26 protein-coding genes and 2 riboswitches are annotated in these 24,867 nt (G+C 53.3%); of the genes, 9 read left to right on the forward strand and 17 right to left on the reverse strand.

The features are described 5' to 3' along the window. Nucleotides 1–436 precede the first annotated feature (436 nt). From gcvH to DEP07_RS13915, 5 genes are all read right to left on the reverse strand, one after another. Nucleotides 437–817, reverse strand: coding sequence for a glycine cleavage system protein GcvH (gene gcvH, locus DEP07_RS13895; RefSeq protein WP_122964439.1), 381 nt, complete (start codon nucleotides 815–817; stop codon nucleotides 437–439). A 59-nt stretch (nucleotides 818–876) separates the two neighbouring features. Then, nucleotides 877–1,329 carry a redoxin domain-containing protein gene (locus DEP07_RS13900; RefSeq protein WP_063227320.1) on the reverse strand — a complete coding sequence of 151 codons (453 nt, stop codon included), beginning with the start codon at nucleotides 1,327–1,329 and terminating at the stop codon, nucleotides 877–879. Between the two features lie 115 nt (nucleotides 1,330–1,444). After that, a complete protein-coding gene (locus DEP07_RS13905) occupies nucleotides 1,445–1,993 on the reverse strand; it encodes a peroxiredoxin (protein WP_063227319.1) in 549 nt (182 codons plus the stop codon). A gap of 168 nt (nucleotides 1,994–2,161) precedes the next feature. Next, nucleotides 2,162–3,349, reverse strand: a complete 1,188-nt coding sequence (locus tag DEP07_RS13910) for an aminotransferase class I/II-fold pyridoxal phosphate-dependent enzyme (RefSeq protein WP_287102621.1) — start codon at nucleotides 3,347–3,349, stop codon at nucleotides 2,162–2,164. A gap of 3 nt (nucleotides 3,350–3,352) precedes the next feature. After that, a complete protein-coding gene (locus tag DEP07_RS13915) occupies nucleotides 3,353–3,715 on the reverse strand; it encodes an arsenate reductase family protein (protein WP_122964437.1) in 363 nt (120 codons plus the stop codon). Nucleotides 3,716–4,218: 503 nt separating this feature from the next. On the opposite strand from DEP07_RS13915, the gene DEP07_RS13920 reads away from it, so the two are divergent. Next, nucleotides 4,219–5,109 carry a GNAT family N-acetyltransferase gene (locus DEP07_RS13920; RefSeq protein WP_287102622.1) on the forward strand — a complete coding sequence of 297 codons (891 nt, stop codon included), beginning with the start codon at nucleotides 4,219–4,221 and terminating at the stop codon, nucleotides 5,107–5,109. Between the two features lie 75 nt (nucleotides 5,110–5,184). On the opposite strand, the gene DEP07_RS13925 is transcribed toward DEP07_RS13920, so the two are convergent. Both DEP07_RS13925 and DEP07_RS13930 read right to left on the reverse strand, forming a co-directional pair. Beyond that, on the reverse strand, nucleotides 5,185–5,358 hold the full coding sequence (locus DEP07_RS13925) for a hypothetical protein (RefSeq protein WP_173596716.1): 174 nt from the start codon (nucleotides 5,356–5,358) through the stop codon (nucleotides 5,185–5,187). Nucleotides 5,359–5,415: 57 nt separating this feature from the next. Next, nucleotides 5,416–6,228, reverse strand: a complete 813-nt coding sequence (locus DEP07_RS13930) for a DUF2797 domain-containing protein (protein WP_122964435.1) — start codon at nucleotides 6,226–6,228, stop codon at nucleotides 5,416–5,418. A 141-nt stretch (nucleotides 6,229–6,369) separates the two neighbouring features. Here DEP07_RS13930 and DEP07_RS13935 point away from each other — a divergent pair, with 141 nt between their 5' ends. Then, nucleotides 6,370–7,071 (forward strand): polysaccharide deacetylase family protein, encoded by a 702-nt coding sequence (locus DEP07_RS13935; protein WP_122964434.1) that lies wholly within the window; start codon nucleotides 6,370–6,372, stop codon nucleotides 7,069–7,071. Between the two features lie 48 nt (nucleotides 7,072–7,119). Here DEP07_RS13935 and DEP07_RS13940 read toward each other — a convergent pair whose 3' ends face one another. After that, on the reverse strand, nucleotides 7,120–7,848 hold the full coding sequence (locus DEP07_RS13940) for an amino acid ABC transporter ATP-binding protein (RefSeq protein WP_083955624.1): 729 nt from the start codon (nucleotides 7,846–7,848) through the stop codon (nucleotides 7,120–7,122). 184 nt (nucleotides 7,849–8,032) lie between these two features. Between DEP07_RS13940 and sppA the strand changes: the two genes are divergently transcribed. From sppA to DEP07_RS13955, 3 genes are all read left to right on the forward strand, one after another. Beyond that, nucleotides 8,033–9,004, forward strand: a complete 972-nt coding sequence (gene sppA / locus DEP07_RS13945) for a signal peptide peptidase SppA (protein WP_122964433.1) — start codon at nucleotides 8,033–8,035, stop codon at nucleotides 9,002–9,004. A 16-nt stretch (nucleotides 9,005–9,020) separates the two neighbouring features. Beyond that, nucleotides 9,021–9,491: an RDD family protein gene (locus tag DEP07_RS13950; RefSeq protein WP_287102623.1), complete on the forward strand. Its 471-nt coding sequence runs from the start codon at nucleotides 9,021–9,023 to the stop codon at nucleotides 9,489–9,491. 131 nt (nucleotides 9,492–9,622) lie between these two features. Continuing rightward, nucleotides 9,623–10,633 (forward strand): CAP domain-containing protein, encoded by a 1,011-nt coding sequence (locus tag DEP07_RS13955; RefSeq protein ID WP_122964431.1) that lies wholly within the window; start codon nucleotides 9,623–9,625, stop codon nucleotides 10,631–10,633. A 151-nt stretch (nucleotides 10,634–10,784) separates the two neighbouring features. Here DEP07_RS13955 and DEP07_RS13960 read toward each other — a convergent pair whose 3' ends face one another. The 9 genes from DEP07_RS13960 to DEP07_RS14000 all read right to left on the reverse strand — a co-directional run bounded on the left by DEP07_RS13960 (nucleotide 10,785) and on the right by DEP07_RS14000 (nucleotide 21,307). After that, complete coding sequence (locus DEP07_RS13960; protein WP_122964430.1) at nucleotides 10,785–10,967, reverse strand: hypothetical protein; 183 nt, start codon at nucleotides 10,965–10,967, stop codon at nucleotides 10,785–10,787. Between the two features lie 96 nt (nucleotides 10,968–11,063). After that, nucleotides 11,064–12,284, reverse strand: a complete 1,221-nt coding sequence (locus DEP07_RS13965) for an MFS transporter (RefSeq protein ID WP_255679265.1) — start codon at nucleotides 12,282–12,284, stop codon at nucleotides 11,064–11,066. Then, nucleotides 12,281–14,377, reverse strand: a complete 2,097-nt coding sequence (locus DEP07_RS13970) for an ABC transporter ATP-binding protein (RefSeq protein ID WP_280648580.1) — start codon at nucleotides 14,375–14,377, stop codon at nucleotides 12,281–12,283. Before DEP07_RS13970 ends, DEP07_RS13965 begins: the two co-directional genes overlap by 4 nt. A 28-nt stretch (nucleotides 14,378–14,405) precedes the next feature. Beyond that, nucleotides 14,406–16,148 carry an ABC transporter ATP-binding protein gene (locus DEP07_RS13975; protein WP_287102624.1) on the reverse strand — a complete coding sequence of 581 codons (1,743 nt, stop codon included), beginning with the start codon at nucleotides 16,146–16,148 and terminating at the stop codon, nucleotides 14,406–14,408. A 97-nt stretch (nucleotides 16,149–16,245) separates the two neighbouring features. Continuing rightward, nucleotides 16,246–16,809: a GNAT family N-acetyltransferase gene (locus tag DEP07_RS13980; protein ID WP_122964426.1), complete on the reverse strand. Its 564-nt coding sequence runs from the start codon at nucleotides 16,807–16,809 to the stop codon at nucleotides 16,246–16,248. 153 nt (nucleotides 16,810–16,962) lie between these two features. Continuing rightward, a complete protein-coding gene (gene mtnA / locus DEP07_RS13985; protein WP_173596712.1) occupies nucleotides 16,963–18,003 on the reverse strand; it encodes an S-methyl-5-thioribose-1-phosphate isomerase in 1,041 nt (346 codons plus the stop codon). Beyond that, nucleotides 18,000–19,229: an S-methyl-5-thioribose kinase gene (gene mtnK, locus DEP07_RS13990; protein WP_122964424.1), complete on the reverse strand. Its 1,230-nt coding sequence runs from the start codon at nucleotides 19,227–19,229 to the stop codon at nucleotides 18,000–18,002. The genes mtnA and mtnK overlap by 4 nt, the downstream gene beginning before the upstream one ends. Before the next feature lie 149 nt (nucleotides 19,230–19,378). Continuing rightward, nucleotides 19,379–19,524: riboswitch (SAM riboswitch) on the reverse strand. Nucleotides 19,525–19,616: 92 nt separating this feature from the next. Further along, nucleotides 19,617–20,834, reverse strand: coding sequence for an anti-sigma factor (locus tag DEP07_RS13995; RefSeq protein ID WP_173596711.1), 1,218 nt, complete (start codon nucleotides 20,832–20,834; stop codon nucleotides 19,617–19,619). Next, nucleotides 20,831–21,307 (reverse strand): sigma-70 family RNA polymerase sigma factor, encoded by a 477-nt coding sequence (locus tag DEP07_RS14000; protein ID WP_287102635.1) that lies wholly within the window; start codon nucleotides 21,305–21,307, stop codon nucleotides 20,831–20,833. Before DEP07_RS14000 ends, DEP07_RS13995 begins: the two co-directional genes overlap by 4 nt. 200 nt (nucleotides 21,308–21,507) lie before the next feature. Beyond that, a riboswitch (SAM riboswitch) is annotated at nucleotides 21,508–21,609 on the forward strand. A 168-nt stretch (nucleotides 21,610–21,777) separates the two neighbouring features. Here DEP07_RS14000 and DEP07_RS14005 point away from each other — a divergent pair. Genes DEP07_RS14005 through DEP07_RS14020 form a run of 4 tightly spaced genes read left to right on the forward strand, consistent with a single transcriptional unit; the run spans nucleotide 21,778 to nucleotide 24,845 of the window. After that, complete coding sequence (locus tag DEP07_RS14005) at nucleotides 21,778–22,992, forward strand: 2,3-diketo-5-methylthiopentyl-1-phosphate enolase (protein WP_287102625.1); 1,215 nt, start codon at nucleotides 21,778–21,780, stop codon at nucleotides 22,990–22,992. Beyond that, on the forward strand, nucleotides 22,989–23,657 hold the full coding sequence (locus tag DEP07_RS14010; protein ID WP_274874354.1) for a 2-hydroxy-3-keto-5-methylthiopentenyl-1-phosphate phosphatase: 669 nt from the start codon (nucleotides 22,989–22,991) through the stop codon (nucleotides 23,655–23,657). Before DEP07_RS14005 ends, DEP07_RS14010 begins: the two co-directional genes overlap by 4 nt. A 3-nt stretch (nucleotides 23,658–23,660) precedes the next feature. Beyond that, nucleotides 23,661–24,314, forward strand: coding sequence for a methylthioribulose 1-phosphate dehydratase (locus tag DEP07_RS14015; RefSeq protein WP_122964420.1), 654 nt, complete (start codon nucleotides 23,661–23,663; stop codon nucleotides 24,312–24,314). Nucleotides 24,315–24,332: 18 nt separating this feature from the next. After that, nucleotides 24,333–24,845, forward strand: a complete 513-nt coding sequence (locus DEP07_RS14020; protein WP_063227299.1) for a 1,2-dihydroxy-3-keto-5-methylthiopentene dioxygenase — start codon at nucleotides 24,333–24,335, stop codon at nucleotides 24,843–24,845. Nucleotides 24,846–24,867 lie beyond the last annotated feature (22 nt).

Below are 24,867 nucleotides of genomic sequence, written 5' to 3' on the forward strand. Positions count from 1 at the left end.
ACGGCTTCCGTTTTCGCAATAAAAGACTTCGCCACGTTTTGGTGGGCGAAGTCTTTTTGTTTTGGTGGTGAAGGCAATTGGGGAGTGACGCTTTGTAGATTACGTCATCGGCGCTTCAGGCGTGGCGAGGAAAGAGACGAATCGTTGGCCGAGGAAACAGGAGAAACAAGCGGCAGGGCTTTCGGACCTCCTACCAAGCCGGAGGCGAAAAAGGAAAATACGCCTTTAAGCGGCAACGTGATTCCACTTCTTCGAGCACACTGCTTTTGCCGCGGTTTTCCTTTTTCACCGCAGGCGGCCAGTCTCCGCTTCCCCGCAAGTGGCAAGGTGCCCTGCAGCGGTTTCTCCTGTTTCCTCCCTCCACCGAAGCCCCGAGCAGCAGCCATTTTCAAATGAAAAAAGCCAGAGCATGCGCCCCGGCTTTTTGTGTTTGCGACTATTCTTTTACCATTGCCTCGTATTTGTCGGCATCCATCAGCTTGTCAAGCTCAGCTTCGTCGGACAGCTCGACAGCGATCATCCAGGCTTGCTCGTATGGCGAGGAGTTAACCAGTTCAGGAGCATCTTCCAATTCGCCGTTTACTTCTACTACTTTTCCGGTTACAGGAGCGTACAGCTCGGAAACGGTTTTTACGGACTCAACGCTGCCAAATGGCTCATCTTGCTGGATTGTCGCGCCTACTTCTGGCAGCTCGACAAACACGATGTCACCCAGCTCTGATTGAGCAAAAGCGGTGATTCCGATGTACGCTTTGTTACCTTCTACTCGCACCCACTCATGCTCTTCACTGTAACGTAGATTTTTCGGGAATTCCATCGTTTACATATCCTCCTATCAGGTACAATCCATTACACATACATAATTAGACGAACATTCTAGGATTCCTCTTCGATCCCCAAAATTCTGAACAGACGTTTTTTTACCAGGTTGAGACCCTTCTCGCCAGCCTGGAAGTGACGCAGCTGGAGGTTCTCGTCAAACAGGTAAAAAGCAGGAACGTACTCGTTCTGGAAAGCATCAACCGTCTTCATGTCGTTGTCGATCGCAATCGGATGCGTCAGGTTGTGCTCGGCAATCGTCTGTTTGATCACTTCAATATCTGTATCTTTTTCCGAACGCGGCATATGAATACCTATGACTTTCAGGCCATTGGCAGCGTACTTGTCGCGCCATTCGTTAATGTTCGGCATTGACTCTTTACACATGTAGCAACTAACCGACCAAAAATGCACCAAAACAGGGCTGCCTGCCAGATCCGCTTTGCTTACTTGTCCGTTCACCCATTCGGTAATTCCTGGGAAATCCGGCAATTCTTCGCGCAAACGCATGGAAACTCATCCCCTTTTTACTCAGCTTCGTCTATCTAAAGTGGATTATATGCTAAAAAAAGGGTCTAACAGCAAGAAGTTAGACCCTTTTACAGCCTGTTCGTTCAGGCAAAAATTATTTCGCAGACAGTTGAGCTTGACCTGGGCGCCAGTTAGCTGGGCACAGACCGCCAGATTGCAGTGCTTGCAGCACGCGCAGTGTTTCGTCAACGGAACGACCTACGTTCAGGTCAGTTACTACTTGATATTTCAGGATGCCTTCTGGATCGATGATGAACAGGCCGCGGTGAGCTTGGCCGCCTTCTTCATCCAGTACGCCGTAGTCACGAGCTGTTGTTTTCAGGAAGTCAGCAGCCAGCGGGTAGTTCAAGCCACCCAGACCGTTTTGGTCGCGAGGAGTGTTGATCCAAGCGCGGTGGGAGTGAACGGAGTCTACGGATACACCGAGAATTTCTGCATCGAGGTCTTTGAAGTCTTCGATAGCATCGCTCATGGAGATGATTTCAGTTGGGCAAACGAATGTGAAATCGAGTGGATAGAAGAACAGTACCAGCCATTTTCCACGGTAGTCAGACAAGGAAACCTTGCCAAAATCTTTTCCGTTACCCAAAGCTGTTTCCAATGTAAAGTCAGGAGCCGGGAGTCCAATCAAACGTTGAGCCATTATGTAAAACCTCCTTAGGAATGTGTTCTTGCCTACCTATTTCATGATAACAAACGAGCCACTTTATAGTCAATACAATGTAGGAATGATTTCAACCTGTAATTGTTTTTCATTTATAGCTGTAACTTTTCCATGCCCAAAAACTAGATTAACCGTTTGACCTGCCGCTTATTCGCCCGCTTTTCTGCTCAAAATGCCTGAGTCGGCCACAGAGCGCGCAGCCTGGCGCAAAATTTCCGGTTCTTGTACAAGCGCGATCCTGACGTAGCCCTCGCCTTCGTCGCCAAAAGCACCGCCCGGGATCACGACCACGCCTGCCTCTTCCAGCAAGGCAATCGCAAACTCGCGTGATGTCCAGCCTGCAGGGACAGGAGCCCAGACGAACATGGTCGCTTTCGGCGGAGTGATGTTCCAGCCCGCTTCTGCCAGGGCAGCCAGCAGGACATCGCGGCGTTCCTCGTAAATCGGTCCGACTTGATTGGCGCCGCCTGACTCCCGATCCATCCGCAGCGCTTCCACCGCCATTTGCTGGACAGGCAAAAAGACGCCGTAGTCGACATTGGACTTGACGATCGCAAGCGGCTTGATGATCTCGCTGTTTCCGACTACATAAGCAACCCGGCAGCCTGCCATGTTGAAGCTTTTGGAAAACGAGTTGAACTCGATCCCGACCTCTTTGGCCCCCGCCGCCTGCAAAAAGCTCGGCGGCCGATAGCCGTCAAAAGCCATTTCCGAGTACGCCAAATCATGCACGACGATGATGTCGTGACGCTTGGCAAAGGCTACCACCTCTTCGAAAAAAGCGATCGTGGCGACAGCCGATACCGGATTGTTCGGATAGTTCAAAATCATGAACTTCGCCCTTGCCGCGATCTCCTCCGGGATATCGTCAAGCTTGGGCAAAAAGCCGTTTTCTGCGCGCAGCGGCATCCGGTACGGGATCGCCCCAGCCAAATGCACGCTTCCTTCGTAAATCGGATAGCCAGGGTCGGGCACGAGCACGATGTCGCCCGGATCGGTCCAGGCCAGAGCAAAGTGCGCCAGCCCATCCTGCGAGCCCATCAAGGAATGAATCTCTCCGTCCGGCGACAGCTCGACGCCGAAGCGGAATCGGTACCAGCGGGCCACCTCTTCGCGAAAAGCAGCTGTTCCTTCGCTCAAAGCGTAGCCAAACGCGCCCGGCTGCCGCGCAGCATCGAGAAGCGTATGCAGCAGCTGGTCCTCCGGCGCTTGGTCAGGACTGCCGATGCTCAAATCGTACACGGTCCGTTTTCGGGCAACTTCCTTTTTACGGGCAGCCATCTCCGAAAAAATAGCGGCAGACAACTTTTCCAGTCTCTTCGACGGTTGGCGCATTTCTTATTTGCCTCCCCAAGCCTTTTGCAACTCGTCTTCCTTGAAGCCCAATGTAACGGTGTTGTCGCTCGCGATCAGCGGGCGCTTGATCAGCTTGCCGTTTGAAGCCAGCAATTCAAGCATTTCCTCGTCCGTCATCGTCGGCAGCTTGTCCTTCAAGCCAAGCTCGCGGTATTGCACGCCGCTGACATTGAAAAACTTGCGCAGATCAAGCCCGCTCGTTTGCCAAATCTGGCGCAGCTCTTCTTTCGATGGCGGCGAGTCGACAATAGGCACTTCCTCGAAACTGACATTTTGCTCGGTGAGCCATTTTTTCGCTTTGCGGCATGTATCACATTTGCTGTACAAATAAGCTTTCGTCGTCATGGGCGTCTTCCTCGCTTTTCATTCATAATCGTCTTCCTATTTATTGTAAGAGAATACCAACAAAGAACACAACGTTTGCAAGCAACACCACCGATTAAATATGATTTTGCCATCAAATAAAATCAATGCTATAGTGAAGAGAAACTGTTAATTGTTAGGAAATGGGGTTTTGGCAGAATATGATGAAACTTATTAATCGCTAAATAAAATTCCAATGAATTTTATACGAAAAAGGTCAAATGAAGGGCATGCCCTCCGTTTCTTTTGTATTCCCTTTTTCCAACAGCGATTAAGAAGACATCTAATCTGATCAAGACCAGATTCCAGCGTTGTTCATCCGCCCTATTGTTTACTTTGGAGCAGGCGTTTGAAGTATACCTATATCTGGAAACGGGACCACGAGGAGATTTTTCTTCTTGTGGTCTTTTTTATGCAGCACTTGCTCTGGTGAAAGGAGGCGATGGCTACAAAACAGGGCTTGAGACAAAAAGGAGGACTGCAAAATGCGTGAGTATCAACTGATCAGTGACTACAAGCACAATCAAACCTATAAAGAAAGCTTTAACGAGCTGGCAAAGCAAGTATTCGAGCTTGATTTTCACGAATGGTACACGAGAGGCTGCTGGAATGACGATTACATCTGCTATTCCTACGTGGACGGAGAAAAAGTCATCGCGAATGTTTCCGTCAATAAAATGATCGTGACTTCCAACGGCAGAACTTATCAGGCACTGCAACTAGGGACGGTGATGACGCATCCCGATTACCGTCAGCAAGGGCTGGCAGCAAAGCTGACGAACCACGTCATTACCAAGTACGAACAGGACTATGATTTTCTGTACTTGTTCGCCAATCCGTCCGTGCTCGACTTTTATCCCAAGTTCGGTTTTCAAAAGGTTCAGGAAAGCCGGTTCAGCTTGCTGGCATCCCGCGTAAAAGCGACTGTCCCTTCCAAATCCGCTCTGCGCAAGCTTGATGTCGACAGTGCAGATGATTTTGCCTTAATGAAGGAATTTGCGGTCAGCCGCGTTCCGGTATCGACGCGCTGGGGTGTGCAAGCAAGCGAGCATTTGTCCCTGTTTTATTTTTTGCTCGTCTTTCCCGATTCGCTCTATTACATCGAGCAGGAAGACGTCATTGTCTTGTTCGAGCGCGAAGACGACCAGTTGCATGTCTTTGACATCGTAAGCAAAAGAGCAGTCGATCCAGAGCAGATCATCGGGCATTTGCTGACTAATGAAACGAACGTCATTCAGTTTCACTTCATGCCTGAGAGTGACAATGAACACATCCAGGCTGAGCTGATCACCGAGACGGATGACACCTTGTTCGTCCGACCATCGCTTCCAGAGCTACCGGAGCATTTCTTGTTCCCGCTGACATCGCATGCCTGAGCCTCCGTTTCGGGAGCAGATGCAAACAAACCTCCAACTCCACACGAGCTCGTGGGCTGGAGGCTTGTTTTTTGTTCATGAATAAGCATCTTCGCTCTCTTCATTTTCCACCGCTTCATTCCCGGGGTTTACCTGCCACATGTTGGCAAGCGGCGAATAAGGAACCCCCAGCTGCTTTGCATTCTGCGTTTCCACCGCTTCAGCCAACGTTCCGGTCAGCGGCTGCGTATACTCGATTTTCTGTTCCATGCCCGCTTCCTCCTCGCTCATCGGCTTGCTTTTTCAGTGTGAGGAGTTTGCGCGAACTTATGCAGAATGAGCCGTTTTGATTTCCACCTGATAGCCGGCGTGCTTTCTCACCTGGAACACGCCGTTTTCGAAAATCAGGTACTGCGCTTTAACGCCAATCAGTCGTCCGCCGAGCTGTTCTTCTTTGTCCAACGTTTTCGAGTTGATTTTGTCCAGCGATTCCAAAATCGGGTATGTAATGTCCACCCATTCGTCTTCTCTATATTGGAAAGCTTTGAACGGTTCGGGAAAATGGCTGTACACTTCATCGCGCATCGCAATCAGGTCGATTTCCTTGACGTCGCCCTTGAGCATTTTTCGCCAGTTGGTCTTGTCCGGCAAAAATTGGCTCAAGTGATACTCCAGCTCGCCTGCCATCCGGCGTGTCGGCACTTCCGCAATCGGAATCGCCCGAATCGCTCCCTGATCCACCCAACGCTTGAGCTGATTGTGCTTGCGCGTCAGCCCGACCTTGATGTCGCTGGAAACTGCCAGATAGACGTAGTGCGGGATCATGCAATACTGTTCGCCGAAGCTTTCATCCCGGCACGTTCCCTGGTCAAAATGACATTCGTGCGGCTTGACGATGCACAAGTCATTTTCCGGCAGTTTGGTAAAACAGGGGTAGCAGTACCCGCTGTTGAATGTTTTGTTCGTCTTCCGCCCACAGGCGATGCAATTTTTTTGCCCCAAAAAAGCAATGGACAGTTCACTGCCCAGCCATTCGTTCAAGGGCATGCGTTCTTCCCCGATGTTCAAATAATAGTCGACAGGCTTGTCTTTTCCATGATAGTCATGGGTCAGCCCATGCAGGATACCGCGGAGTTCCACTTCATTCTCTCCTCTCCCCATTACAGTTCTTTCATTTTACCATATTGTCTGTCCGCGCCGGGCGCTGTTTTCTTTTGGCAGCATGTTTTCTCCAGCATGGGTGAACCTAGAAGCATCTTCAGTAAAAAGGAGGCATCCGCCATGAGCCGCGGCTCGCTCGTTGCATTGCTGATCGTCTGCCTGCTCGGCTTCGGGAGCACTCCTGCTTTTGCGAAGGAACTGCTCCCTTCCTATGAGCCGATTCACCGCATCGACACGAACAAAAAGGTAGTCGCCCTGACCTTTGATGACGGCCCGGACGCTACCTATACTCCGAAAATTTTGGAAGTGCTCCACAAAAACGGGGTGCAAGCTACCTTTTTCGTCCTCGGCTCCCAGGTAGACAAGCATCCGAAAGTGCTCCAATGGATTTACAAAGCCGGACACGAAATCGGCAACCACGGCTATCATCATTTTGACCTGAATAAACTGACGGAGCACGAGGTGTACGAGGATCTCAAGCACGCTGAACGCTCCATCCTGAAAACTACTGGCATTCTCGCCCAATATTATCGTCCGGCTGGCGGCGTCATGACCCACGACGTCATGAACGCGGTTCAGGCAAGCGGCTACGACATCATCCACTGGTCTGTCGATCCCAGAGACTGGTCACTGGCCAGAACTGCCTCGGTCATTGCCAAAAGCGTGAAAAGCAACGTTTCGTCCGGCGATATCATTTTGTTTCACGATGGTGGCCTGAACCAAAAGCAGACGGTGGCTGCCCTGCAAGAATTGATCAGTGATCTGCGCGCGCAAGGCTATCGCTTTGTCACGGTCTCTCAGCTGCTCGACGCGTCCAAGTAAAAGGCACCGTCGCGATCGCTTGCGGCGATGCAGCAGGTGCTGTTTCTTTTAAGCAAGCACTTTTCCCAGGAAAGAACGCAGGCGTTCATGGCTGGTGTTGTCAAAAAACTCTTTGGGACTTCCTTCAGCCATGATAATGCCTTGATCCATGAAAATGATGCGGTCGCCCACTTCTTTGGCAAATCCCATTTCATGCGTGACCACCACCATGGTCATTCCTTCCTTGGCCAAGCTTTTCATCACGGCCAGCACTTCTCCTACCAGCTCCGGGTCAAGCGCGGAAGTCGGCTCGTCAAACAGCATCACTTTTGGATTCATCGCAAGCGCTCTGGCGATGGCGACCCGCTGCATCTGCCCCCCTGACAGCCGCTCCGGATAAACGTCTGCCTTGTCCTGCAGCCCCACCTTTTCCAACAATGCCAGCCCTTGCTTGCGAGCTTCCTCATGCGCGAGCTTTCTGACCTTGATCGGAGCGAGCATGACATTTTCCAAAACCGTTTTATGCGGAAACAGGTTAAAGCGCTGAAAAACCATGCCTACTTCTTCCCTGACTTTGTTGATGTCTGTCTTGGGGTCCGACAAGTCGTGACCGTTGATGACGACTCTTCCGCTGGTCAATGGCTCCAGCTGGTTCAGACAGCGCAAAAAGGTGCTTTTGCCCGACCCGGACGGCCCGATGATGCACACGACCTCCTTTTCCGCCACCTGTGTCGTAATTCCTTTCAAAACCTGAAGCTCTCCGTAGCTTTTGGTCAAATCAGTCACTTGTATGATCATTGTCATCCCCCTATTGCAGTTGCTGCGTTCGCTGTATTCCACAATCATATTGTACCGCAATATAGAAGCAATTGCATGAATACTCTTACTTCTTTTTGGTATTCCCGGCAATCCGCATTTTTCCAACGCCCGTCCCAGCGTAATGATTCCCTTCGCTGCTCATCCTAAAGGGGAGGTGGTTTTCATGCATCGTAAAAAATGGGTCGCCCTCCTGATCGTGCTGGTTGTCTTTTTCGCAGGCATTACCGTGGAAGGCTTGGCTGGAGGGTATGAAGAGCTGGCCGACAATCCCGGATTTGCCTGGGAAGAAAATATTGTGTACGGCTCAGGCAGCAGCAAGATCGTGCAGTTGTTCGTAAACGGCGTCATTTCCGGGGAGCCAAACGCAACCGGGATGCCCTCCATGGCGGAGCTGCTCGCCGAACAGTTGCGGAGAGTCGAGGAAGATGAGCTGGTCAAGGCGTTGGTGCTCAGGATCGACAGTCCCGGCGGCGAGGTTGTCGCTACCGATGAGCTGCACACCCGTCTTTTGCGGCTCAAACAGCTCCGCGATATTCCGATTGTCGTCAGCATGGGCTCCACGGCCGCGTCAGGCGGGTATTATTTGGCGACGGCTGGAGATTCGATTTTCGCCAATCCGAATACATTGACCGGAAGTCTAGGCGTCATCTTCTCGCTGGTGAACTACAGCGAAGCGGCTGCCAAGCTGGGAGTCAAGCAGTTTGCGATCAAAAGCGGGCGGTACAAGGATATCGGCAGTCCGGCGCGTCCTTTGACCGAGCCTGAGCGGCAAATTTTTCAGTCGCTGGTGAATGAAAGCTACGGCAAGTTCGTCGACGTGATTGCAAAAGGCCGCAATCTCTCGCGCCAACGCGTGCTGGAAATTGCCGATGGACGGGTGTATTCCGGCGAGCAAGCCAAAAAGCTCGGGCTGATCGATGAGTTCGGCGATTTGGAAGAAGCGACCCGGCACGCGCTCTCCCTCTCCGGGGAGCAAGACGCCATGGTCGTGCGCTACAGTGATCAGCTCTCCATCAGCAAGCTGCTGTTCAGCTTGAAGCAGCATTGGTCCAATCCAGACCCGCTTGGAATCGGGAACATTTTGCAGCGCCAAAGCTCTCCCCGACTGTTGTACCAATTTATCCCTTCGTTTTGATAAAGGAGTGAAACGAATGAGCGATCCAGATGCCATTCAAGCTTTGGAAAACAGTCAGGAGCCGCCGCGCGAGCATCAGTTTGCAGGCTTTTGGATTCGGGTAGCTGCTACTCTCTTGGACTCGCTGTTTTTGGTTGGCGTGAGCATGCTGTTTTTCAATCCGCTTCGCCGCAATCTCGGCGTATCCGGCGACTTTCTTTCGCTGATCGATCTGTTGGAAGCGCTGTTCGGTCTGCTTTATTTAGTTCTTTTGACATGGTGGACAGGTCAGACGCTGGGCAAGCAAATTATCGGCATCCGCGTCATCAGCGCCAGGCACGCTCGCGGCAGGCTGACTGGCGGACAAGTCATTTTGCGCGAGGTGCTTGGCAAGCTGCTTTCCTCGCTCGTCTTTTGCATCGGCTACATGTGGGTGGGCTGGAATCCGCAAAAGCAGGGCTGGCACGACTTGCTCGCCAAAACGTACGTCATATGGGATCGCAAATGACAAGCCTCCACTCTTGCAGTGGGGCTTGTTCCTTTTTTCGACATAAATTGCATCCTTAGCCTCTGTTTTTCGCCTGTGCATACACCGATACTTGTATCAACCAAAGCTTTTCCATCCGAGGAGGTAGACAGATGAACAAGAAAAAAGTAGCCAGCATCCTCGCCTTTGGCCTTTCCCTGGCGCTGTTGGGTCAGCTGCAGCCCACTTTTGTGACAGCGGCTTCCCCTGTCTCCACCCAGCAAGCTGCCGTCAAATCCGTGTCGACCTACGGGATTGCGCTCGGAATGACTGCCGCGCAAGTCGAGCAAAAGCTGGGCAAGCCAGCACGCAAAGACCCGAGCCACACAGGAGTGGAATGGTGGATTTACAATCGGGATTTGAACCATTACATACAAGTAGGCATCCAGAATGGCAAAGCCGTCACGCTGTTTTCCAACGGAGCGAATGTAAACGTCGGGGGAGTGACCATCGGTTCGACCACGAAAGCTTTGCAAGATGCGTGGGGAGCGCCGAAAAGCACTTTGCCGATCACGTCTGGCTTGCGCATTCAGGAAAATACGCTTAGCCATCCGACCTATATGCAAAACAATCAGGTATTCACCTTTTCCATCGACCAATTGGGCGGAAACAAGGTCGCAGGTGTCCGCATCTCTACGCCCGAGCACTTTGCCACTATTGCCATGGGCTTGATGTATCCGATTGTGTACACGGAATTGCCCGCTGCACCCAAGCTGACGGATGCGCAAATCAAGCAAGTGGCAATCGCCTATGAGAAAGAAAATTTTGACTTGCTGAACGTAGCGCGGCAGCGTGCCAAGCTGCCTGTCCTGACGTGGGACGAGCAGGTAGCAGTCGTCGCCCGTGCGCACAGCAACGACATGGCGCAGCATAATTATTTCAGCCACAATTCGCCGACGACCGGAAGCCCGTTTGACCGCCTGAAAAAAGCGGGCATTCGCTACAGCTATGCGGGAGAGAATATCGCCTACGGCCAGTTGGACGGCATTGAAGTCCACATGGGCTGGATGAACTCCTCCGGGCATCGCCAAAATCTTTTGAATCAAAACTACAAGCAATTGGGCGTCGGTGTCGTGATCAAAGCCGGTCAGCCGTTCTACACGCAAAACTTCGTCACCAAATAAACGCTATAGCCAAGAAAAACACGCCAAGGACTGACCTGGCGTGTTTTTTGTGGGCAAAACGTCGCGACGTCCTGCCCCAAAGTTCATGTAACCGAGCGTGTCTACAAGCATAGTCGCAGCTGTCTTTGCTGCACCAAATCGTTCCCCGCCATTACGGCTGGGCAGCAGCGTTCGCAGCAGGAGGATTCGCGGGCGGTGTCTGGCCCTCGTCAGAAAAGAACGGGATAACGACCAGACTGAGAACGAAAAACAAAATCCAGACGAGTCCCCGCTTGAATATGCACGGAGTCAGCATCGGGTCAACCCCTTCCACAAGCATTTCTACTTTATTCATACGCTTCCCTCCCCTGCGCCCGTTTATGCTTTTTTTCCGCAGAAAAAAACCATCCCTCGAACAAACACGAGAGATGGCGATCTGGCGTGCCCCCTGTCACCCTTGTTTTTGCAAAGGCAACGAGCATTGTGTATCTTGCGACTTGCTGTTTTTCGCAAACAGGCAGGCTGCGGCAAAAACAACCAGCAGCGCCCCCATTACCCAAAACATCGTCCACGGCTCCCACCACTCCATGAGCACGCCGTTGACATTCGGCGCGAGAATGCTCGCCACGCCGAAATTGATTCCGGCAATGATCCCTGCGGTTGGCACCATCGCCGCAGGCAAAATATCGGCGGAATAGGCCAAACCGAGCGAATAAAATGAACCGACTGCTGCTCCGGCAATCGCCAGCAAAAGCATCATCAGCCAAACGTTTTCCCCGGCGAGCGGGAACAGGAAAAAAGCAACTCCGCCGACGATGGCGCAAGCGAGCATAACTTGCCTGCGGCCGATCCGATCGCTCAAAGTGCCAAGCGGCATTTGCAAAATGATGCTGCCTACCACAAACGCCGGGAGAATAAGCGATACCCATTCAATCGACAGCCCGGTGCGCAGCGCGTAGACCGGGAAGCTGCCGTTCAAAGAAGTCTCCATGAATCCGTACAAGAAAGACGGAATCAGGGACAGCCAACCGATGCGCAAAACCGTAGCGTACTTGTTCTGTTTCTTTTCCGCCTGCACAATCGCTTCGGGAAACTCGTTTTGAATCCGCAAGATGAGCAAAAAAGCGATGGCGTACAAAAACAGCAGCACGCCAAAAGGCACCCACAGCCCCAGCGGCAACAAATTCAAGCCCAGCGGCCCGATACTGAAGCCCACTCCGTACGCCAAACCGTACAGGGACAAGTCGCGCCCGCGCGTCTGCGGCGAGGCGATCTTCGTTACCCACATTTGACTCGAATAGTGCAAGCTGGTATCCCCGATCCCCATCAGCATCCTGAGCACGAACCACACGGCCAGATGGCTGAACAGCGGAATCAGCCCTGTCGCGACGGTAAGCAGCAGCATCCCCCACAAAATCGTGGATCGGTAACCAATCCGCCGGAGCGGAATTTCCAGCAAGGGCGAAACCAATACCATCCCGATGTACAGGGCGGCGGCGTTCAGTCCGTTCATGACAGATGACACGCCCTGCTTTTCCAACAGCACAGCCAACAACGGAATGCTCAACCCTTGGCTCAGTCCCGCTATGGCTACCACCAAAATCAACACCCAGAAGGTGTAGCGCGATGAAGACATGGTGTTGAAGCTCCTTTCTCTCCAAAAAACCTCTATCCACCCAGTTTAACAGAAACACTGCCCTGTTGAAGCTGGTACATTTTTTGATACAGTCCATCCTGCGCCATCAGTTCCTCGTGATTGCCCCGCTCCACAATTTCTCCCCGGGAGAGGACGAGAATCTGGTCGGCATGCTGAATCGTCGAAAGCCGATGGGCAATGATAAACGTCGTACGTCCACGCGACAGGACGTGCAAAGCTTCCTGGATCGCCAGCTCTGTTTCGCTGTCGATACTGGCGGTCGCCTCGTCGAGAATCAGAATGGCCGGATCGGCAGCCAGCGCGCGGGCAAAAGAGATGAGTTGCCGCTGACCAGCTGACAGCGTCATCCCGCGCTCCACGACTGGTTCCTCGTAGCCGTTCGGCAGGCGGGTAATAAATTCGTCAGCCCGCACCGCCTTGGCTGCCTGCACGACATCTTCATCCGAGATCGTGTCGTCGTACATGCGAATATTGAAACCGATCGTACCCGTAAACAAAAACGGATCTTGCAGCACAAGCCCTACATGACTGCGCAACGAATGCGTATCGATCTCGCGCATGTTTTGCCCGTCAATCAAAATGCTTCCTTTTGTCACCGGATAAAAACCGAGCAGCAGGTTCATCAGCGAGCTTTTTCCCGATCCGGTATGACCGACTAGCGCAATCGTCTGACCAGGCTTTGCCGTGAACGAGACGTTTTTGAGCACGTAGTCATCCTCGTTGTAAGCGAAGGATACTTGGTCGAAAACGACTTCCCCGCGCGGCCGCTCGATTTGCTTGCCGGCCTGCTCCGTTTCCGGCGCCGTATCCAAAATATCGAACACGCGAGCCGCGGCGATCGTTGCCTGCTGCATTTGCGACAGACGATTCATGATCATGTTGATCGGCTCGAAAAAACGTCCCATGTAATCGACAAAGGCGAACAGCGCCCCAAACGAGATGACACTGTGAAAAGACGCGGAACCGTAATACCAGATGATCACCGTCAGGGCGATTTTCCAGATCAAGTCGACAGCAGGCCGCAGCAAAAGAGATTCCAGGTTGATCTCCTTCATCCGCATCTTGAAGTAGCTCTCATTCACCTGCGCGAACTCTTCCTGCACGCCTTTTTCGCGGCGAAACGCCTGGACAATCGTCATGTTTTGAATCATTTCATTAATAGTGGCATTCATGTCGCCCAGCTTCGCCCGAATCACCGCATAGTAGCGCGAGCTGTACTTTTGGTATACATAAATCAAAGCGACGAGCAGCGGAACCGTCAAACAGCAAAACAAAGCGAGCTGCGGCTGGAGCACGAACAGCGCGATCAAAATCCCGACCAAATAAATGCCGTTCTGGACAAAAGTAGCCAGCACACTCACGTAAAGCTCGCGGATCGCTTCGGTATCGTTGCTGACGCGGGAGACGAGCGAGCCGACAGGTGTCTTGTCAAAAAAGGACACCGGGAGCTTTTGCAAATGAACGAACAACTTCATCCGCATGCGCTGAATGATGCGCTGGGCGGTCGTCTGCAACCACAAAATCTGGATGTAGTTGAAACACGCCGACAGCAAAATCAGCGCCCCGTACCCGACTGACAGCCAGATGATCGGCTGCACGTCGTTTTGATACAGCGCCAGCACTTCGTCGGCTGTCAGCTTGATGCCCGTCAACGTCGTTTCCGTTCCGTCAGCAGTTTCCGTCGTTACCGCAAAGCGCTCCCGGCCATTTTCCGGCTCGACTGGCGCAAACTTCTTTTCCGTATTTTGGGCATTCTCACTGAGCTTGCCCTCCATTAAATAGTACGTAGCTCCTTCGGAAAGCACGGTCATTTCTGCGCCTCGGACGCTTTCCCGAGTCAACCCCGCCTCCTGGAGCGCATCTTCGCGCATATAATACCGATCCTGGATGGCGACCGCTTTTTCGGCTGACGCTTGCGGCCGTTCTTCCAGCTGATACCACGGCTTCTGGATCGCCAAAATGTGATTGTCGATCATCACCTTGGCGAGAAAAGGGCCTGCCAGCTCCGCGCTGGTTCCAAGTAAAAGCAGGAACAGCGCTCCCCATATTTGTTTCTGAAACGGCCGGGCAAATTCAACCAGCCGCTTCCAGCTTTTTTCTTTACTCACGAAACGCTCTCCCTCCCTCTATGCCGATTTATCCAGCAACGTCTTGCTCCATCTGCTGCCTGCGATACTGCTCGGCGTACCAGCCGTTTTGCTGCATCAGCTCAGCATGTGTTCCCCGCTCGACAATTCGCCCCTCATCGAGCACGAGAATCAGTTCGGCATGCTGGACGGCAGACAGGCGATGCGCCGTAATGATCGTCGTCTTGTTGGCACGCTCCTGGCGCAGATGGCGCAAAATCGCCTCCTCCGTGCGTGCGTCAACCGCCGACAAGGAATCGTCCAAGACGAGGATGCCCGCATCGAGCAGCAGGGCGCGGGCAATCGAGATTCGTTGCTTTTGTCCCCCGGAGAGCGTCACGCCTTTTTCCCCGACCATCGTTTTCAATCCTTCGCGGAATTGCATCAGGTCGCTCTCCATTTCCGCCAGCCGCATCGCGTGCAGCACTTCCGCCTCGCTCGCCCCCGGCTTGCCGAACGAGACGTTTTCCGCAATCGTGCGGGAGAACAGCAAGTGCTCCTGGGGCACATACGCGATCTTTTGCCGCAACGTATCAAAAGACAGCTCCTCAATCGGCACGCCTCCGACGAACAGCGTCTGACTTTTCATTTCATACTGGTGCAAAAGAGCGCGGCACAAGGTCGATTTCCCGCTCCCTGTCCGGCCGACAATGCCCAGCGTCTCCCCTTCGCCCAAAGAAAACGTAATGTCGGACAGCGCCAGCTTGTCACTGCCCGGGTAGGCAAACGAAAAGTGGCGAGCTTCTACTGTATGGGGTGTCTCTGCCGCAATCGGATGGTCAACCTCGTGCACATCGGGCTGCTCCACAAGCAGCTCGGACAGACGCTTGTGGGACGCGCCGCCACGCTGCAACACATTGACTAGCCAGCCAAAAGCGAACATCGGCCAGATCAACAGCCCGAGGTACAGGTTGAAGGCGACCAGTTCCCCCAAAGAAATCGCGCTCGTAAAGACAAGGTATGTTCCATAGCCAAGCCCGATCAAAAAGCTGAAACCTATAATGATGGCAATTGTCGGCTCGAACAGGGCGTCGATCCGCGACACGCTGACGTTTCGCTCCAGCGTTTTCTCGCTGACTCTTCTGTAGGCTTCAATATCTTCCTTTTCCTGCACAAACGCCCGCAGTACCCGCACGCCGGAAATCGACTGCTGGACGTGATCGTTCATCTCGCCGAACGCTTCCTGCGCCAAGTAAAAGCGCTCATGCAGCAAGCGGCCGTAATAGGCAGTCGACCAGGCCAGAAAAGGCATCGGAATCAAAGCGGCGAGCGTCAGCTTCCAGTCGATCGCGGTCACCATGACTCCGAGCGTCAAAAGCGTCATGAACAACGAATCGACCAGCGTGAGCACTCCGGTACTCGCCGTCTGCTCGATGGCGGGAATGTCGTTGGTTGCCACAGCCATCAAATCACCGCTACGCTTGCGATGGTAAAAAGACGGCGTCATCCGGGTCAAATGCCCGAAAAGCCGCTCTCGCAAAGTTCGCTCCAAAATCAACGCGCCGCCGTTCAGCAAATACCTCCAGGCAAAGCGCATCGCGTACAGCCCGACCCCAAGCGCGAGCAAAATCGTGACTGTCCGCGTCAAGTCTTGGGCAGTCAAAGAGCTGTTGCGCATCGCGTCGACAGTCTCGCCGATCAGCCGCGGCGGCCAGAGCATCAAAATGTCGATGAAAAACAAAAAGGCTATGCCGATCGTGTACCGCTTCCAGTGGGCACGAAAAAACCAGGATAGCTCCTTGAGTGTCTTCAAGCTAATCACCTCTTTTTATCGAGCAAAAAAGGGCGTGCGAATCGCGCAGCCCCTTTTTGCTTCCTTCATCGTAATTGACTGAATTTTCTTTGTCAATCTACCTTTTTTGTCTGGCTCTTTCCTGCCATTCTTCCTTCAACATGCTGTACACGGCATGGTCGACAAAATGGTCATACAAAAACTCATTGCGCCGCAGGATTCCCTCCAGTTGAAAGCCGAGTCTCTCGGGGATCGCTCTGCTTTTCGAATTGCCTGTCGCCGCCTGAATCGTGATTTTCTCCAAGTTCCATGAACCGAAAACAAGGTGATCCATATACGCCGCCACTGCTTTGGTCATCAGCCCCTTGCCCTGAAAGCCGGCGCCAAGCCAATAGCCCAGTGATGTCTTCTTGTTGATCCAGTCCAGATTGTGCACACCGAGAGTCCCGGCCATCCGACCGTTATACCAGATTCCGTAGTGAATCCCTTGATTGTCGTCATACTGTTGAATCGTTCTTTGGATGAAATAGCTCGTGTCATCCTCGCACTTCGTGTAATTCAGCCAAGGCAGCCACTCTTTGAGGTAGGATCGGTTCGTATCGGTGAGCCAAAACATTTCGCTGGCATCCGACAACTCCAACTGTTTGAGAAATGCTTCTTCGGAAATCGGGATCGTTCTCATGATAACCGCTCCTCCTTCTCATTCGCTTTCAACGGGCAAGCAACTTCTTACGCTCGATTATGCGGCTGGTTCCATAATTTAGCAAGAATCAGACGATCTATTCCTGAAAAAAAGCGCCCGCCATAAAAAGGCAGACGCTCCTGATACGACGGACTATTGTTTGCTTTTCGCGATCTCTTCCGGCTTGAAAATGCCCGTCTCTGTCACAATTGCGGTAATGTACTGGGCTGGCGTCACGTCAAACGCCGGATTGTACACCTTGATATCATCCGGTGCTACCTGTTTGCCCAAGCCGTGTGTGATCTCTTCTGCCGGACGTTCCTCAATCGGAATTTCCGCACCTGTCGCCGTCGCCAGATCGACAGAGGACAGCGGCGCCGCTACATAGAAAGGAATGCCATGCGCTTTTGCCAAAACGGCTACTCCATACGTGCCGATTTTGTTGGCGACGTCGCCGTTGGCCGCTACACGGTCTGTTCCCACGACAACGGCCTGCACTTTGCCTTGCGACATGACCATAGCTGCCATGTTGTCGCAAATCAAGGTGACGTCAATCCCAGCCTGCTGCAATTCATAGGCGGTCAGGCGAGCGCCTTGCAATACGGGGCGCGTCTCGTCGGCGTATACTTTCAAATCCCACCCGCGTTCTTTTGCCAAATAGAAAGGAGCGGTAGCCGTACCGTATGCAGCAGTAGCCAGCGCACCCGGATTACAGTGTGTAAGCACGCCCATGCCGTCTTGCAACAGCGTCAGCAAATGTTCGCCGATCGTGCGACATACTTCTGCGTCTTCTTTTTGAATCGCCAGTGCTTCGTCGAGCACAGCTTTTTTCAGCTCGTCAACGGGCAAGGCGGAGTTTTGTTGCACGCGTGCTTTGATCCGGTCAAGCGCCCAGAACAGATTCACAGCAGTTGGCCGGGACGTTCCCAAATAGTCTGCCTGGCTGTTCAGCTCTTGCCAAAACTGTTCATACGTTTGCGCTTCGCTGCCGCGGATTCCCAAATACAGTCCGTAGGCGGCGGCCATGCCGATTGCCGGTGCTCCGCGCACTTCCAGGCGGCGAATCGAGCCCCATACTTGTTCGGCGGTCGTCAGCTGCAAATAAATCGTTTCTACTGGCAAACGCGTCTGATCAAGCAAGACGAGTACGTCGTCTTCCCACTTGACTGGCGTTGTTTGTGTACTGGTTGTCATACTGTCGTTGCCTCCTGATAGTAGCGTGCGGTTACGTTGCGGACGATGTCCGTGATGTCTGTCGATTCCTCAATGTCGTTGCGTCCGAGAATCAGCGCTTCCCCGATCGCCAGCGCCAGTCGTTCTGCTTCGGCGCGTTTTTCGGCGTCTGCGATGGCATTCAGATCAGCCACTCCTGCCAGGCCGATCACACGGCGCAAAATTTTGCATCCGGCATAGCCTGCCGTATCCTGAATCAGTCGTTTCACGTAGCTTTGCCACAAGCCCTCGACATGAGCGCTGCGTTCTTTAGCCTGCTTGTGCCAGAGCTGGACAAACTGGGAAACAAATTCGTTCCAGACATCTTCAACCGTTTCCAGTAAGTATTCGCGGTAGGAGTCGCGTTCTCCTTGGTCATTTTGCAAGCCGTGCTGACCAGCGTAGTTGAGCAGCAGATTGGCGATAACGGCACCGATGTCAAAACCGATCGGCCCGTAGTAGGCAAATTCGGGGTCGATCGCTTTCAGGCTGCTCTCGGTGATGAAGATGCTGCCTGTGTGCAAATCGCCGTGCAAAAGTGCTTCTGCGCGAGTCAGGAAATCGAATTTCAGCTTGGCGATTTCCAGCTTGAGCGGCTTGTTGTTCCAGATGGCCTCTACTTCTTTGCGGATCAGCGGGTTAAAGTCGTTGGTCGGCGCATTTTCATACGGGTCGGTAAAGACGAGATCTTCTGTGATTTTGCATAATTCCGGATTTATGAATGTTCCGACTAGCGCTTTTTTGTCGTACGGATGCGCCCCCAAATCGGATGTGTAGAACAAGGTTTGCGCGAGAAAACGTCCGATCTGCTTCGGAAAAAGCGGGTAGCGCTTGCCCTCAATCAAGCCTTTGCGCATGATGACGTGGTCGCCTACGTTCTCCATCACCGTCAGCGCCAGCTCCTGATCGAAGTGGTATACTTCCGGCACCAGGTCAGGCACGTATTTGTGCTGGATGCGGAGCGCTTCACTCTCGATGCGGGCACGGTCAATCGTCAGCGGCCATGATTCTCCCACGACTCTCGCAAACGGCAACGCTTGCTTCACGATGACTTTTTTTCCGGTAGCCGGCTCCTGGATATCGAACACGAGGTTCAGATTCCCGTCACCGATTTCGCGGCTGGTCAGCTCTGCTCCTTCTGTAAACAGACCCGGCAAGCCTTTTACGTACTCTACTGCTTCCTGCTCAGTCAATGCGCGGTATGCCATGATTGATTACTCCCCTCACAAATCGTTTTTTTCTCTATTTCGAACGGAATGACAAAATGGTCAGGAATCCGTGTCCAAACGCACAAAAAAGACCTCTTTCCCGAAGAAAAGAGGTCGCTGTCGCCACGTATAATAAACGTGTCATGTCCCCCTTATCTTCCAGACCACTTTTGTTTCTGCAGGAATTAGCACCGTGCACGTCGCTTTTTGTTTCAGCCGCTGCTCGCGTTGAAATAGCGTCGTGTCGGTTGCCGGGTATCATCGGGCCAGTCCCTCCACCTTCTCTGGATAAGGTATCCAAACGTATGCGGTTTTGATTTAGTTTGAATCATACAACCTGCCGTTCCACGATGTCAACACCCTTTTTTCGCAAACCGCGCTTCTCTCCTACCAGACGTGCTGAGTGCCGGAAGCAGCCGGGCGATCCCAGTTCCACCAGTCAATTTGGCCGACAAAGGCAGCGGTAATCGACTTCTCATCCTTGAGTTTGAGCAGTTCCTTCGTCGGTCCGGTCAGGACTGCTCCGTAGAGGCGAACGCCTTTTTCCTGCAAGTAGCGATAGCGCTCCTCGACTTGCGGATCGCTTCGCGAGACCAAATATTGTCCCATGTCGCGCGCGAGGCTTTTTTGCTCGACAAGGTAGGCCATTTCCCCCAAAAAGGCTGCCATCCGTCGGCTTCCTTCTCCGTTGACCTGAATCGGAGCCGCTCCGTAATTCAGCTCGTGCTCCGCAAATCCCCATGCTTCTCCCGGCCCCAAGAGCAGGTAGCCGTCTTTTTGGTCTTCGTGCCTGGCTTCCACTCCGGTGTCCACTGCCAACCAGACCGTATCCTGGTTGGCGGAGCTGATGTAGCGGGAGATTCGCTCATAATACTGCTCGTACGTCAAAAAATCAGCAAAAGAGACAGCCAACTGGGCAACGGTTCCTTCGGGGAGCTTCTCCAAAGTCGTCCAGGCTGGCGTGCGCCAATGCGCCAGTTCGTCTGCGTCCGGTTTTTGCCCGCTTTGAAGCGGATAGCGGAAAAACAGCTTTTGCTCCCTCACTCCGTTGGTCCATTGCGGCTTGGCGTTGACGTTCCACAACACGTTGGTGCTTTCAAAGCGGCCTGCGTTTTTGATGTCCGCCCCTACTCGCTCGCGAAGCTCCATCTGGATGCTGCCGTACAGCAGTCCCACCTGCGCGCCGCTGCTGCCCACGCTGACACCCGGCTGCGTAAAATTGACCATGTCCTTCGCTACCCGGTGCAGATCATCGTGCATCGACGACCCTACCCATCCGTTGACGCCCAGAAATACCACGCCAATTACAAACGGGATGGCAAAAGCGTACACGGAACTGAGCAAGCGATTTTTCCATTTTCCCCGCCGGACAATCGCCCTCTGCTTCGCTTCGGAAAGCTGGCTGTGCCCGCCCTCGTCCAGCGCGTCGAGTTCCCGTGGTTGCTGCTCTCCTTCTTCGCCCAGCAAAAGCCGCTCCAGCCGCTCTGCGCATGCCTCATCGGCTGCCAGCTCCTCGCCAAGCCGCTTTGCTTCTTCCCCTGTCAGTTCCCCTCTCAAATAAGCGAGCAGCTTTTGCTCGCGATCATGACCGTTTTGGTGCGTCATGGCCCTTCCTCCTTCCACAGCTTCCGCATCTTTTGCCGACCGCGAAACAGCGAGCGTTTGACGTCCGCCAGTTCGATCTCCAACACCTCTGCCATTTCCGCGTAGGAAAATTGCATGGCTGACAGCAAAATGACCTGTCGTTGCTTGGGCGGCAATTGCTCCAGATGCGCATATGCCTCTTTCCACAATTCCTGAGCGACCAACAGTTCCGCCGGGTCGTTCGCGGATGCGTCCGGTCGTTCCGGCATCTTTTCCATGTAGTCGACCGGGCGGCGCTTTTGCTTGCGGTGCCAATCGATAAAAGCGTGGTAAGCGACCTTGAACAGCCATGGCCTGACCTTTTCGCCGCGGTAGTCTTCCAGAGAGGCATACGCCCGGAAAAAAACCTCCTGCGTCAAGTCCTCCGCATGCCTGGTATCGCGTGTCAGCCGGAAAAGGTAGCGGTATATGTCGTTTACGTGCATCTGGTACACATACTCCAAGCCTACTTTCCCAATGCCTCCACATCCCTTCTTTACGTACCACGCCCTCTAGCGAAAAAAGTTTCACTTCCGGCCGCTTTTTCCCTCTCTACAGAGAGCACATTCCGGCAAAAAACAAAGATTGACTACGGACAACAGAAGTCATATCATGGGTGTAGCACACACGGCTGACTGGCCTGTGAACCACATAACTCTTATCGCGAGCTGGCTGAGGGACTGGCCCTATGATGCCCGGCAACCGGCGCTATTTTTTTCTTGAATAGCGAAACGGTGCTAATTCCAACGGATAAGAGTCGGTACGAGAAGCGGCATTGTTGCGTCTTCTTTCCCGACTACTGACCCGAGAGATGAGAGGAGACGAGACGTTTTTATAGTCGACAACCGCCTCCCCGCTCTGGGGAGGCTTTTTTACATGCCCGAAAGCTTCACGAAACTTTTCAAGCTGCCCAAGGAGGACTAGCATGAGTGATCAACGCATCCTCGTCACTTATTTGACGCAAGCCAAAGACTTACACAAAAAAGCAGCCGCCATCGCCGTTGGCATGACGGTCGGCTCCTGGACGGATTTGCCCGCAGCGAAGCAAGCTGAGCTGGCCCCTTATCTCGGGGAAGCCGTGAGCGCTACGCCGCTTGAGACATTGGAAAACGGCGAGACGCGCGGACTGATCACCGTCAGTTACCCGACGCGCAATTTTACGCACGACATTCCTTCGCTTTTGACCGGAATCTTCGGGAAACTGTCCATGGACGGAAAAATCAAGCTGGTGGACATCACTTTCCCTGAGTCGTTTCTACAAGCTTTTCCCGGACCAAAGTTCGGCATTGACGGACTGCGCGGACGTTTGGATGCACAAAACCGCCCGCTGTTGATGAGCATTTTCAAATCTTGCCTCGGTCTTCCGTTCGAAGATTTGAAGACGCAATTCCGGGCACAGGCGCTCGGTGGCGTCGATCTGGTCAAAGATGACGAAATCTTCTTCGCAGACGATCGCGCGCCGTTTTTGGAGCGTATCCGCGCCTTCAAGGAGATCGCGCAGGAGACAGAAGCGCAAACTGGCAAGCCTGTCCTCTACGCGGCCAACCTGACTGGCCCGATCAACGAGCTGAACGAAAAAGCAAAGCGTGCCGTGGAAGCTGGCGCAGATTGCCTGCTGTTCAACGTCCTCGCTTTTGGCTTCGATGCCTTGCACCGCCTGGCAGCCGATCCGGACGTCAACATCCCGATCATGGCCCACCCCGCTCTCGCTGGCGCTTACTATCCGTCGCCTGATTACGGGATCGCCACTCCGCTTTTGCTCGGCACCCTGATGCGAATTGCCGGAGCAGACCTGGTGCTGTTCCCGTCGCCATACGGCAACGTCGCCCTGGACAAAACAGAAGCGCTGCAACTGGCGACCAACTTGACCACTCCGCTGGAAGGCGTGCGCCGCTCGTTCCCGGTTCCATCAGCCGGCATCCATCCGGGACTCGTCCCGCAGCTTTATGCGGATTTCGGTCTGGACCAAATCGTCAATGCTGGCGGCGGCATTCACGGACATCCGGGCGGCGCTACCGCAGGAGCCAAAGCGTTCGTCGATGCAATCGCAGCAGTCACGGCTGGACACACCCTGGAAGAAGCGGCGAACCAATCGCCTGAACTGGCGGCAGCCCTGGAGAAATGGGGTGGCGCACGATGAGCAAAAAGCTCGTGCTGTTCTGCGATTTTGACGGAACCATTACGGAAAAAGACAACATCGTCGCGATTGTAAAAAAATTCGCTCCCCCTGAGTGGGAAGCTCTTACCGAACAAATTTTGTCGCAAAAAATCAGCGTACAGGAAGGCGTCGGCAAGCTGTTTCAGCTCTTGCCCTCCTCCCTGCGCCAGAACATTGTGGACTACATCGTGAACGAAGCGACCATTCGCCCCGGCTTTGCCGATTTTGTCCGCTTTTGCCGCGAGGAAGGCATCGAGCTGCTGATCACGAGCGGCGGCATCGACTTTTTCGTAAAGCCGATCCTCGCCCCGTTTGATTTGGATCATGTCCCGATTTACTGCAACGGCAGCGACTTCTCCGGAGAGAACATCACGATTACGTGGCCGCATTCCTGCGACGAGCATTGCACAAACGGCTGTGGCATGTGCAAGACAACCATTATTCGCCGCTACGATCCCGCCACTCACTATCGTGTCGTCATTGGTGATTCCATCACTGACCTGGCTGGCGCCAAAATTGCCGATTTCGTGATCGCCCGCTCCTTCCTCGCGCAAAAAGCCAAGGAGCTACAGTTGTCACACAGCACTTTCGCCACCTTCCACGACGTGATCGCCACACTTACGCAACTGAAACAGGAGGTTGTCTGACACATGACCGCAACACTCGAACAGCGTCTGGACGCGTTTCGTCGTCTCGATGACGCCAAGCTGACATTTGCCCGCCGGGACTGGTTTCCCGGCACAAGCGGCAATCTCTCCATCAAGATTCAAGACGAGCCGCTGCAATTTGCCGTGACGGCAAGCGGCAAGGACAAGACGAAGCTGTCGCCGGAAGACTATCTGGTGGTCGATCAAGACTCCCGTCCCGTGGAAGCAACCTCGCTCAAGCCGTCCGCCGAAACGTTGATCCACGCAGTCGTCTATCAAAAGTTTGCCAAAGCAGGTGCCTGCTTCCACGTCCATACGGTCTGGAACAATCTCATCTCCGAGCTGTACTTCGGCCAACGGGCTTTCACCATTCAAGGCCAGGAGCTGATCAAGGGCCTTGGGATTTGGGAGGAAAATGCGCGGATCACTGTTCCGATTGTTGAGAACTTTGCCGATATTCCGACCCTCGCAGCCGCGATCGAAAAAGTCATCACCCCAGAAATTCCGGGTGTTCTGATCCGTAACCACGGCATTTACGCCTGGGGCGGCAACGACTTTGAAGCGAAGCGCCACCTGGAAGCATTTGAATTTCTGTTTGAGTACCACGCCCGCTGGCTGCAACTGCGCCAAGCTGTCGTGTCCACTACATCCAACTAATCAAGGGAGGCAAGCATCATGGCACAAATTCGTTTCCACGACAACAACGAGTACATTTCCGCTCCGGAGGAAGTCATTTCCTTCCTGGACACCCAAGAAATCATTTATGAAAAATGGGATGTAGCTCGCCTCGATCCGAAGCACCGCGACAACTACAGCCCGACAGACGAAGAAAAGCAAGAAATTCTCGACACCTTCAAGCCGGAAATCGATGCGATCAGCCAACGCCGCGGCTACTTGACTGCCGATATTATCGTCCTCTCCGACAAAACGCCGAACCTCGACGAGCTGTTGGTAAAATTCAAAGGCGAGCATCACCACACAGATGATGAGTGCCGCTTCTGCGTAGACGGGCACGGCATTTTCGCGATCAAAGGAAAAGACGGACGTTACTTCGACGTTGAGCTTTCCCCTGGCGATCTGATTTCGGTACCGCCGAACTTCCGCCACTACTTCACGCTGATGGATGACCGCAAAATCAAAGCGATCCGCCTGTTTGTCACACCTGCTGGCTGGGAAGCTATCTACTAATACAAAGTGCGGAATGCGAAAC

Origin of the sequence: Brevibacillus sp. (assembly GCF_003521185.1) — a bacterium.
In the GTDB taxonomy this organism is placed as follows: Bacteria; Bacillota; Bacilli; order Brevibacillales; family Brevibacillaceae; genus Brevibacillus; species Brevibacillus parabrevis.

Bases quoted from the DNA above. Each gene is read 5' to 3' on its own strand.
- gcvH (WP_122964439.1), bottom strand. From the start codon at position 817: ATGGAATTCCCGAAAAATCTACGTTACAGTGAAGAGCATGAGTGGGTG.
- DEP07_RS13900 (WP_063227320.1), bottom strand. From the start codon at position 1,329: ATGCGTTTGCGCGAAGAATTGCCGGATTTCCCAGGAATTACCGAATGG.
- DEP07_RS13905 (WP_063227319.1), bottom strand. From the start codon at position 1,993: ATGGCTCAACGTTTGATTGGACTCCCGGCTCCTGACTTTACATTGGAA.
- DEP07_RS13910 (WP_287102621.1), bottom strand. From the start codon at position 3,349: ATGCGCCAACCGTCGAAGAGACTGGAAAAGTTGTCTGCCGCTATTTTT.
- DEP07_RS13915 (WP_122964437.1), bottom strand. From the start codon at position 3,715: ATGACGACGAAAGCTTATTTGTACAGCAAATGTGATACATGCCGCAAA.
- DEP07_RS13920 (WP_287102622.1), top strand. From the start codon at position 4,219: ATGCGTGAGTATCAACTGATCAGTGACTACAAGCACAATCAAACCTAT.
- DEP07_RS13925 (WP_173596716.1), bottom strand. From the start codon at position 5,358: ATGGAACAGAAAATCGAGTATACGCAGCCGCTGACCGGAACGTTGGCT.
- DEP07_RS13935 (WP_122964434.1), top strand. From the start codon at position 6,370: ATGAGCCGCGGCTCGCTCGTTGCATTGCTGATCGTCTGCCTGCTCGGC.
- DEP07_RS13940 (WP_083955624.1), bottom strand. From the start codon at position 7,848: ATGATCATACAAGTGACTGATTTGACCAAAAGCTACGGAGAGCTTCAG.
- sppA (WP_122964433.1), top strand. From the start codon at position 8,033: ATGCATCGTAAAAAATGGGTCGCCCTCCTGATCGTGCTGGTTGTCTTT.
- DEP07_RS13950 (WP_287102623.1), top strand. From the start codon at position 9,021: ATGAGCGATCCAGATGCCATTCAAGCTTTGGAAAACAGTCAGGAGCCG.
- DEP07_RS13955 (WP_122964431.1), top strand. From the start codon at position 9,623: ATGAACAAGAAAAAAGTAGCCAGCATCCTCGCCTTTGGCCTTTCCCTG.
- DEP07_RS13960 (WP_122964430.1), bottom strand. From the start codon at position 10,967: ATGAATAAAGTAGAAATGCTTGTGGAAGGGGTTGACCCGATGCTGACT.
- DEP07_RS13980 (WP_122964426.1), bottom strand. From the start codon at position 16,809: ATGAGAACGATCCCGATTTCCGAAGAAGCATTTCTCAAACAGTTGGAG.
- mtnA (WP_173596712.1), bottom strand. From the start codon at position 18,003: ATGACAACCAGTACACAAACAACGCCAGTCAAGTGGGAAGACGACGTA.
- mtnK (WP_122964424.1), bottom strand. From the start codon at position 19,229: ATGGCATACCGCGCATTGACTGAGCAGGAAGCAGTAGAGTACGTAAAA.
- DEP07_RS13995 (WP_173596711.1), bottom strand. From the start codon at position 20,834: ATGACGCACCAAAACGGTCATGATCGCGAGCAAAAGCTGCTCGCTTAT.
- DEP07_RS14005 (WP_287102625.1), top strand. From the start codon at position 21,778: ATGAGTGATCAACGCATCCTCGTCACTTATTTGACGCAAGCCAAAGAC.
- DEP07_RS14010 (WP_274874354.1), top strand. From the start codon at position 22,989: ATGAGCAAAAAGCTCGTGCTGTTCTGCGATTTTGACGGAACCATTACG.
- DEP07_RS14015 (WP_122964420.1), top strand. From the start codon at position 23,661: ATGACCGCAACACTCGAACAGCGTCTGGACGCGTTTCGTCGTCTCGAT.
- DEP07_RS14020 (WP_063227299.1), top strand. From the start codon at position 24,333: ATGGCACAAATTCGTTTCCACGACAACAACGAGTACATTTCCGCTCCG.